Raw genomic sequence first — 9,828 nt, forward strand, 5'->3', positions numbered from 1 at the left:
ACCTGTTAACAGGTATTTGATGAAAAATAAACAAGTAGCTTGATATATGATTATTCACTTAACTTAGCGTAAAATCTATCCTCTAAATGGGGGAATGATCATAAAGATTTTGCTATTTTGTTATGTATTTTTATAAAAACATCAAAAAAAATATACTATGAACAATACCGTAATAAAAAAAATAAATAAAAAAATATTTCCTAGCAATTATATTTTTCCACCTGATTGGATTATTTTAGGTGTTAATAATGTGTGTAATCTACATTGTAAAATGTGTGATGTTGGCACAAAAAACTTGGAATCAAATTTTGCACAGAATTTGGTTGGGACACATCCGCTAAATATGCCATTACCTTTGATTAAAAAAATTATTGATCAAATGGTAGACTATTATCCTAGTTCAAAATTGGCATACGCTTTTACTGAGCCTCTCGTATATCCACACTTGGAAGCTTCTCTAAAATATGCAAAACAAAAAGGTATCGAATGTTCAATTACAACGAACGCGCTTACTTTAAAACATAAGGCAAGAATTGTGGCAGATATTAATGTGTATATCTCACTGGATGGTCCACAAGATATTCATAATGAAATTAGAGGTCATAAAAAATCCTTTCAAAAAGCAATTGAAGGTACTGAAGAAGTATTCAAAATCAACCCAAATGCAACAATTGGTGTTTTTTGTGTGATTACGGAATGGAATATTGGACATTTAAATGAATTTCTAGACTTTTTTAAAGACTATCCACTGAAACAAATCGGATTTATGCATTCTAATTTTGTAGAAGAAGACATTGCTGATACTCATAATAAAATTTGGGCAAACTCGTATCCTGCAACTGCTTCTAATACCGATGAAGTTAATGTTGATAACTTGGATTTGGATGTACTTTGGGATGAGATTGCAACAATAAAATCTAAGAATTATAAATTCCCAATTAGTTTTTCTCCCGAAATTACTTCAAAAGAAAAACTAAAACAATATTATTATAACCCTGAAATAAAGATTGGAAAAATGTGTAATGATGTATTTACCAATATAATGATAAAATCAGATGGAAGCGTAATTCCTGCACATGGAAGATGCTACAATTTAGAATTGGGAAATATTTATGAACAAAACTTAAGGCAAATTTGGAATGGACGTGTATTGTCAAAATTCCGTTCAACACTTTCTAAAAATGATGGTTTATTGCCTGCATGCAGTCGTTGTTGTAGTGCTTTTTAAGAGGCTCACTCTACAGAGTCATACAATCTCATCTGTACAAAGATTCCTCGCTAGCGCTAGTTTATAACTAGTGCCGAGAATGAGTGAGTCAAGCGCTACCGCTAGTTTTCAAAACTAGTGGCGTTAAGAGTAAGTAAAGTATAATTTTAGCTAAAAAAGCCTAGATGCGGCAGGGTTGTAAAATGGAAAGTATACAAATGTAAAAAAATATAGAAAAGGAAGATCTTATAACGTAGATATGCCAAATTATTTCCTCTCGCTAGCGTTAGTTTATAACTAGTGCCGAGAATGAGTGAGTCAACATAGTAGTAAACAAAACAGAAAGCTATGCTAATTTTTTAGTGTAGCTTTTTGTATTTTAAAAAATATATAAGCGTCACATATTCCTGTTCCATATACACTATTTTAGTTATGTTGAATAATCCCCAAGAAAACCATAGCATTCAACATAAACTTAGATGTAGAAATACTGTATATGAAGCTTTCAAAAAATTCATTTTCAAAACATAAAGTTAAGGCATTTAACTTACAAGAAATCCTAATAGTTTTAGCTATTATTGGAATCTTACTCCTTATTGCGCTACCAAATCTAATGCCATATATCAACAAGGCAAAAGCAGTTGAAGCACAAACGCAACTCAAAGCAATTCACTCGATGCAAACACAGTATCGTTATTTGTATTCCCGCTATTCCAATGATTTTAATGAGATAGATTTTGAAGTTCCACTCACCACAAATAAAGGTGGAACAGCTCGCTATTCTTATGAAATTACAGCTGCCGATAATGGTACATTCAAAGCACGAGCAGAAGCTATAGAAGACTTTGATGGAGATGGAATTATGAATGTTTGGGAAATTGATGAAAAAGGCAATCCTAAAGAAATTGTAAGAGATTGATCGCCCTTATAAAAATCATATTAATCCTTTCTCTGATGCTCATAGCTTATCAAGATATCAAAGATAGAAGTGTCTACTGGTTTCTATTTCCTATAGTAGCCTCTACTGCTGGATATTTATATTTTACGGAAACATTTTTCGAACTATTTTGGAGAATGACAGTAGTGAATTTAGGAATTATAGTATTGATTTTAGTAGTGCTTCAAACCTATACAAAATTCAAACTAAAAACGAGTTTACAAGAAGTTTTCGGATTGGGTGATGCATTGCTATTTATGAGTTTATGCGTAGCATTTCCAATAGCTCCATTTATCATTTTTTTTGTGTTTTCACTACTTTTTTCACTAGTGCTTCACTTTGTGCTTCAACATAAAATGAAACAACTGTCAGTGCCACTTGCAGGGTATATGAGTCTATTTTTTATCGCAATCTATCTACTAGATTGGACAGGATTACTTTTAAATATATACAACACTTACTAATGGAAGTACAAGATTATAATATTCAGGTTTCATTACAACAGCTCATCAGCAGTTCACAAGCCTATCATTATCGCGTGATTCCGATTATGCATGAAAATGACATATTGACTTTTAAGTCAGAATCTACTAGTGAAGCGTTGCGTAAAGAACTTGCAATTGTATTTGACAAAGAGGTTCAACTCGAATTAGAAGCTGCTGAGAATATAGATAAATATTTAGCGACGAACTTTCGTAAAACATCCAGTAGCAAAGCAGAAGCATTACATTATACGGACGATTTTTTACAGAAAATCATCATCGCTGCAAAAGATATTGGAAGTAGTGATATTCACTTTGAACCCTATGAACATTCGTGTAGAATTCGCTTTCGATTGGACGGAAAACTCAAAGAACAATATATAATTCCACTAGCAGAATATCCTGTGATTATCAACAAAATCAAGATCAAAGCACAGTTAGATATCTCTGAAAAACGTTTGCCGCAAGATGGACGTATTACGATCAACAATGTACAAGGTGAATTTGACATACGTGTTTCTTCCCTTCCGACCTTACATGGTGAAAAAATGGTGCTTAGAATCCTAAGCAAAGATGCCAATCATATCAATTTAGAAGAATTAGGCTTTTCAGAAGATGAATTATACACATATAAAGAAATCATCAAAAAGCCGAATGGAATCATTTTGATTTCTGGTCCGACAGGTTCAGGAAAAACAACAACATTATACGCAACCTTGAAGCTTCTAAATGATGCTGAAACGAATATTTTAACGATTGAAGATCCAATTGAGTATACGCTGGAAGGAATCAATCAAGTACAATTAAAAGAAAATATTGGACTCGATTTTTCAAGTACGCTGCGTACATTTTTACGTCAAGACCCAGATGTCATTATGGTGGGAGAAATTCGTGATGCGAAAACAGCGAATATGGCAATTCGTGCCGCATTAACTGGACATTTAGTATTATCAACCATTCACACAAATTCTGCTTGGGCAACCATTTCGCGATTGATTGATATGGATATTCCTCCATTTTTGATTGCAAGTACTTTAAATATGAGTGTAGCACAACGTTTGGTTCGAAAACTATGCAACCATTGTAAAAAAGAACAACCTATTGAAACTGCTACGCTACCCAAAGATGTGATACTACCAAAAAGTGTACAAACGCATCATGTGGCGGTAGGTTGTAATGCTTGTTATCAAACTGGGTATTTAGGAAGAAAAGCAATTTATGAGATTATTCCGATTGGAACAGAACTCATTAATCAGATCAAAGAAAATGAAACTGAAATCTCAGCGTATCTGAAAGCAAAAAATATACATACATTAAAAGACAATGCTATTAAGTTGATTGAAAATGGAACAACATCCATCGATGAGGTGTACGCATTGTTATCAAATTAGAAAAAGATGAAGAAATTAATTGTAATCATATTACTGTGCTTTGTGCAACTCGCGGTTTTTGCACAAGAACAACCGCGCATTGAAGCGATTAAGAATCAATTAGAAACTCTTGCAGTTGATAATGTTGGACTTACCGAAAATGTAAAGACTGATATCAGCATTAATGGCGCAACATTAAGTAGTTTTTTATTGGCAATTGCAGATATTCACAAATTAAACTTTAATATTTCTTCTGAATTAAATCGAATTTCTGTAGCTACTAATTTTCCAAATGTAACTGTTGGAGATTTGTTGGTCTTTTTATGCAAAGAACATGATTTAACGATTGAGTTTACGGGAAATATTCTTTCGATAAAAAAGTATATAAAGCCAATTGAAAAAGTGCAGCCAAAAGCAATTCCAATGTCGTACGATATGAAAAATGATCGTGTGAGCTTGGATATCAAGTCAGATACCTTGTACACAGCTTTTAAAAAAATCATGGATAAAACGGGAAAGAATTTAAGCTTCTCTCCAGATATTGAAAATAAACAAATCACGTTTTATGTTAAAAATACTTCGTTTGATACTGCCATGGAACAATTAGCATTTGCAAACGGGCTGTACATGGAAAAAGCGAGCAATGGCTTTTACATATTTGAAAGTGATGTACAGGCAGTTTCAGAGAACCAAAATAATGCGAGTTCAGCGCAACCGAAAGTGAGAAGAAGAAAATCAAATTTTAACTTTAAGATTTTAGATAAGCAACGAAAAATAGTAGAAGTCGATTTTACCAATGTTTCTATTGATGCAGTGATTCATGATATTGGAACTGCATTAGACATCGATATTTTTACTTCTACACCACTTACTAGTGCAGGAACTGCAAGTTTTACTTCCAAACGAATTCATTTCGATGATTTATTAACCAAAATGTTTGAAAGTAACCAAGGTCAATCCACTATGGTAACTACTAATTCTAATAGAGGAAATAGAAATCAACGCGGAAATCAGAACAATCAAAATAATCAAACAGGAAATACAGAACAAGCATTTTTCACCTTCAAGAAAGACCGAAACATGTATATTTTTGGAACGGCAAATCAACTCAGTTTACGCGAAATCTCGATTATTCCATTAATGCATCGTTCTATTGAATTGCTAACTGATTCTAAAGGTAGTTACTCTACTAGAGCTAGAGGCAGTAGTGTTGGACAGAATACTGCAAGTTTTGGAAGTGGAAATCAATTTGATTCTTTCTCTGGAGGAGGAAATACAGGAAATAGAACTACATTAAGTAGAAGCGGGCAATCAAATCAAGGAAATGGCTTGGCAAACAACAATCAAAGTCAAGCTGAAGCACTGATTAATATTTTGCCTTCAGATCTAATTGCGGATTTACAAATTCAAGCAGATTTTGAAATGAATAGTTTTTATGTAAGTGGACCTAGTTCTAGTGTGAAGCGTTTTCGAAATTTTATTGAAAAAATAGATCAACCAGTTCCTGTAATTTTAATAGAAGTGATGCTCATAGATGTGAGTAAATTATCTGTGGTAGAAACTGGAATCAGTTGGGGAATTGGAGATGGACCAACGCAAACCAGCGGAAGCATTTTTCCAACTACAAACCTTACACTTGGTGCAAATACAGTCAATCGTGTGATTGGTGGTTTTGATGGTTTTGGTTCGTTCAATTTAGGAAAAGTAGTGCCTGAATTCTTTGCAAATATTTCAGCGATGGAACAAGATGGTGATATCAAGATTCGTTCTACGCCAAAAATATCGACACTTAATGGACATCGTGCTACACTTTCTAATGGAACTACGTCGTATTATGCGGTAACACAGCGTAATATATATGGAACAGACAATCCACAAACTTCAGAGATTACAAATTATTATCCGATTGATGCAGAACTTGGAATTTCTATCAAACCAATAGTGTCTGGTGACGGGCAAGTAACCCTAGATATCTTTGTCATTCAATCTACTTTTGGAAATCGTATTGAAGAAAATGCGCCACCAGATATAAGTTCTAGAGAATTTAGGTCTATCATTAGAATGCGCGATCAGGATATTGCTGTTTTGGGTGGAATTGAAGAAATGCAAAACAGAAACGAAGGAAATGGGGTTCCTTTCCTAGCCAGAGTTCCCGTAATTAAGTGGCTTTTCAGCAAAAGAAGAAGACAAAAATCAAAATCTAGACTTACGGTACTTATCAAACCTACGGTCATTCATTAATGTTAGTACAACTCAAAACATATCTTTTATACGGAAATACCTATTGCGGTATTGAGCACAATAGCAGACACACTATTGAAGCTATCCTATTGAAAAAAAAGAAAAGTGAAGTTGTAATAAACGATTCTTTTGAAGCAAAAACTATTGAAGAAATTGCAGAGGGCTTGCCAAAGAAGCAACATGCATTTTTGATTGTAAATAACGATGTTGTTTTAAGTAAACATATTAAAAGTACAGAAAAACAAAGTAATCGATTGTTATACGAAGCATTTCCCAATCTAAAAATCAATGACTTTTACTATGAAATTGATTCACATGGAAGTTTTTATAATATTGCTATTTGTAGAAAATCTACTGTAGATAAACTCATCAAAGATTACAATAAACATGGAATTACCATCATTGGCTTTTCGCTTGGAAATACTATAACTTCTACAATCAATGATTTTATAGAAGCACCAACGTTTTACACATCTAATGCATTAGTAACCAAAGAAAATATCGACATCAAAGGAATTTCGATGGAAGACGCTATTCCAAAAGAATCGTATAGTATCAATGGATTGGAAGTAAAAAATACGCAATTATTGCCCTTTTCTGGAGCATTGTCTTGTATTTTAAAATCAAGAAGTACTGTTTCTAATTTTGAAGAAACGGAAGTAAAACTCCAGGGAGACTTTCGTCAGAAGCGCTTCTTTAGTCAATTTATACTTTTTGGATTAGGTTTTATTCTATTGCTATTACTGTTGAATTTTTTTATGTTCAATTCTTACTACGAATCTGTGGAGCATATGAAACAAACTGCTGCTGTAAATAGTTCGCAAAAAGAAAAGTTACTAAAACTAAAAGCAGTAGTAGATGAGAAACAAAAAATGGTAGATGATATCTTAAAAAATTCATCATCCAAAAGTTCGTATTATATTGATGCTATTGCAAATTCACTTCCAAATACATTGCAATTGGCAGCACTAAAATACCAACCAATTACTAAAAGAATCAAAAAAAATGTAGCAATTCAATCGGATAATAACACCATTTTAATTTCAGGGATATCTACTGATAGTGATTTATTTTCTGAGTGGATTCAAGCTTTAGAAGATTTGGATTGGATTGTAAACGTTACGGTAGTGAATTATGGTTCTCAATCGAAAAATAGCACAGATTTCTCACTAAAAATTCAAATCTCTAATGACTAATACCCTAAAAAACAGACTGTTGGTTGGTGGATTTGTGATCCTGCTTTTTCTGTGTTATAAATTTGCAATTTCAAATACCTTTTCACTAAAAGCAGAGCATTCCAAACTTCTCAAAGAGCAAAAAATCTTTGAAAATACACCAAAACAAATTGCGCTACTAAAGAAAAAAGAACAGTATTATGATTCTCTGCTGACCAAATACAAGATTGGAGGAACATCGTTACAGAATAATCTTCTAAATACAGTTACTACATTTTCAAAAAATCATGATTTGAAAGTGGTAGATTTTTTAGAACCGCATGTTTACAGAGAAAAGTCGCTTACTGTAAACACGTACTGGTTTTCGGTTGAAGGACATTTTAATAACATTTTACAACTCATCTACACACTAGAACAACGCACCAAATATGGTGAAGTGATTAGTGTATCTTATGAAAAAAAGAAAAACTACCGCACAGGAAGATCGTACTTACAAGCGAGAATAATGTTGCAAAGTTTTGGGTAAATTGAAATTCTAATGATTACGTAATTTTGGAAAAATTACTGGACTTATTTTTCAATGGATTAAGTCTAGCTGGAATTATAATAGCAATATTTCTACTATTTCGAAAGCTAGAACTTAAATATATAAATACCTTTTTTATAAAGGCATGGTTGGCAGTGATTACTACCCAAATGGCTTTTTATCTGTTAAATATTAATACCATTATTCCTGAAAATCTTGCTATAAATTACTATGCTTTTCCACTTTCTTTATTACTGATGCCTTTTTTCTATTTAACAATTGTCGATTTAACAAAAATTAGAAAAATTACCACCCTAGAAATAATTTTACACATATCACCTTATCTTTTTTACATCATTTATTTAACAATCATTGATTATACGAATGATGGAACCATTATCACAAAAAATGGCTTTTTATTGTTGCCAAGCGGACTTCCTAAATTTGTGTATCTATACAGAGGAATTCCTTTGGCTATTTCAGGTTTTCTATACAGTGTGTTTTGTCTTTTAGCGATGATGAAGTACAAGAGAAATTTGAAAAAAACTTTTTCAAATACAGATAAGCAGCAATTGAAATGGATAAATTACTTGGTTTGGGCCATTATTCTCTTATTTATATTGATCTATTTTGCGGTTATATTTCGCACAAACTTTAAAATCATTGAACCATCTCTAACTTTCAAACTAGTCAATATATTTTTATTCTTCTTCTTAACTGCTTTTGGATACAGATATCAAAAACAACTTATTTATTTCATTAAAAACAATGTAGAACTACCAAAATTACCTGTAAAAATTAAATACGCGAATTCTTCCTTAAACAGGGAAGAAATGGAAATGATAGCACTTAAACTATCTAAAATATTACAGGAACAAGCGTTGTACTTAGACGAATACTTAACACTTCAAAAAGTAGCCGATATTAGCAAAGAAACTACGCAACATATATCGCAAACACTAAGTACATACCTCGATACGAATTTTTATGATTATGTAAATGAGTTTCGATTAAATCTTGTCGAAACCAAACTAAAAGATGAGGCTTTTTCCAAATTTTCTATCATAGGAATTGCTATGGATTGTGGTTTTAAATCAAAATCTACGTTCTACAAACTCTTCAAAAAGAAAAACGGAATCACACCTGCAGAATTCCGAAAAATACACTAAATAGTTCCTTCCCGATTTAAATAGACCGTAGTAAAACATGCTCTTTGTACTATTGATATAGCCAAAAAGTTCGATGAAGAAATAGTAAAGAACAAAAGCATTCTTTTTAAATGCAAAATACAGATAATCAGTTATTTGAAGTTTAATAAAAGAATCTACAATTGTCGAAAAGTAGATGTTTTTTGTTGTTTCCTCGCTTTTTGGAAGATAGTTTTGATCAAAATAATTACGAGTTGAATTTTAAATCACAAAACAAAATTTCATGAAGGGCAGGAATCCAAATCAAATCTCAATTTATCAAAAAAATGAACGAATCAACATCGCATTTCACGATATAATTTGTGTGGAAGCTGCAGGTTGTTATTCCATATTTCATACAAGAAATAATAACATATATGTGAGTTGTCATCCGCTAAAATATTACGAACAGCTCTTCGCCAAAGCTTCCTTTTTTAGGATCAATAGATCGTTTCTAATCAATCAAAACTATATCACTTATTTTCATATTGACACCCGAGAACTCATCCTTTCTAACAAGCTCCAACTCACTGTGAGTTTTAGAAAATGCAAATCATTTGTAACTGCTGTATACGGTAATTGTCAAAAATTAAAATATAAAAGATACATTCAAAAATTAAATACATCGAACCTAACAGCCAATATATAACCACAAGTATTTTACGAATTAAAAATGAACAATTTTATGAAAAAATTACTGTTT

Annotated in this window: 9 protein-coding genes; all 9 read left to right on the forward strand. The window is 32.2% G+C overall.

The annotated features are described in order from the left end of the window. The first annotated feature begins 157 nt into the window (after positions 1-157). The 9 genes from MK119_RS23740 (at position 158) to MK119_RS24495 (ending at position 9,774) form a co-directional block, all read left to right on the forward strand. Entirely contained in the window at positions 158-1,228 is a 1,071-nt protein-coding gene (locus MK119_RS23740; protein WP_290684137.1) for a radical SAM protein, read from the forward strand. Positions 1,229-1,703: 475 nt separating this feature from the next. Next, complete coding sequence (locus MK119_RS23745; RefSeq protein ID WP_290684139.1) at positions 1,704-2,126, forward strand: type IV pilin protein; 423 nt, start codon at positions 1,704-1,706, stop codon at positions 2,124-2,126. A 35-nt stretch (positions 2,127-2,161) separates the two neighbouring features. After that, positions 2,162-2,608, forward strand: coding sequence for a hypothetical protein (locus tag MK119_RS23750; protein ID WP_290684141.1), 447 nt, complete (start codon positions 2,162-2,164; stop codon positions 2,606-2,608). Next, positions 2,608-4,017 (forward strand): GspE/PulE family protein, encoded by a 1,410-nt coding sequence (locus tag MK119_RS23755; protein ID WP_290684143.1) that lies wholly within the window; start codon positions 2,608-2,610, stop codon positions 4,015-4,017. The genes MK119_RS23750 and MK119_RS23755 overlap by 1 nt, the downstream gene beginning before the upstream one ends. Positions 4,018-4,023: 6 nt before the next feature. Further along, positions 4,024-6,237, forward strand: a complete 2,214-nt coding sequence (locus tag MK119_RS23760) for a general secretion pathway protein GspD (protein WP_290684145.1) — start codon at positions 4,024-4,026, stop codon at positions 6,235-6,237. Beyond that, a complete protein-coding gene (locus MK119_RS23765; protein ID WP_290684147.1) occupies positions 6,237-7,433 on the forward strand; it encodes a hypothetical protein in 1,197 nt (398 codons plus the stop codon). Before MK119_RS23760 ends, MK119_RS23765 begins: the two co-directional genes overlap by 1 nt. Then, positions 7,426-7,938: a hypothetical protein gene (locus tag MK119_RS23770; protein ID WP_290684149.1), complete on the forward strand. Its 513-nt coding sequence runs from the start codon at positions 7,426-7,428 to the stop codon at positions 7,936-7,938. Before MK119_RS23765 ends, MK119_RS23770 begins: the two co-directional genes overlap by 8 nt. A gap of 26 nt (positions 7,939-7,964) precedes the next feature. Continuing rightward, entirely contained in the window at positions 7,965-9,107 is a 1,143-nt protein-coding gene (locus MK119_RS23775) for a helix-turn-helix domain-containing protein (protein WP_290684150.1), read from the forward strand. Positions 9,108-9,369: 262 nt separating this feature from the next. Then, a complete protein-coding gene (locus MK119_RS24495) occupies positions 9,370-9,774 on the forward strand; it encodes a LytTR family DNA-binding domain-containing protein (RefSeq protein ID WP_366512871.1) in 405 nt (134 codons plus the stop codon). Positions 9,775-9,828 lie beyond the last annotated feature (54 nt).

Origin of the sequence: Kordia sp., from assembly GCF_022447245.1 — a bacterium.
Lineage (GTDB): Bacteria > Bacteroidota > Bacteroidia > Flavobacteriales > Flavobacteriaceae > Kordia.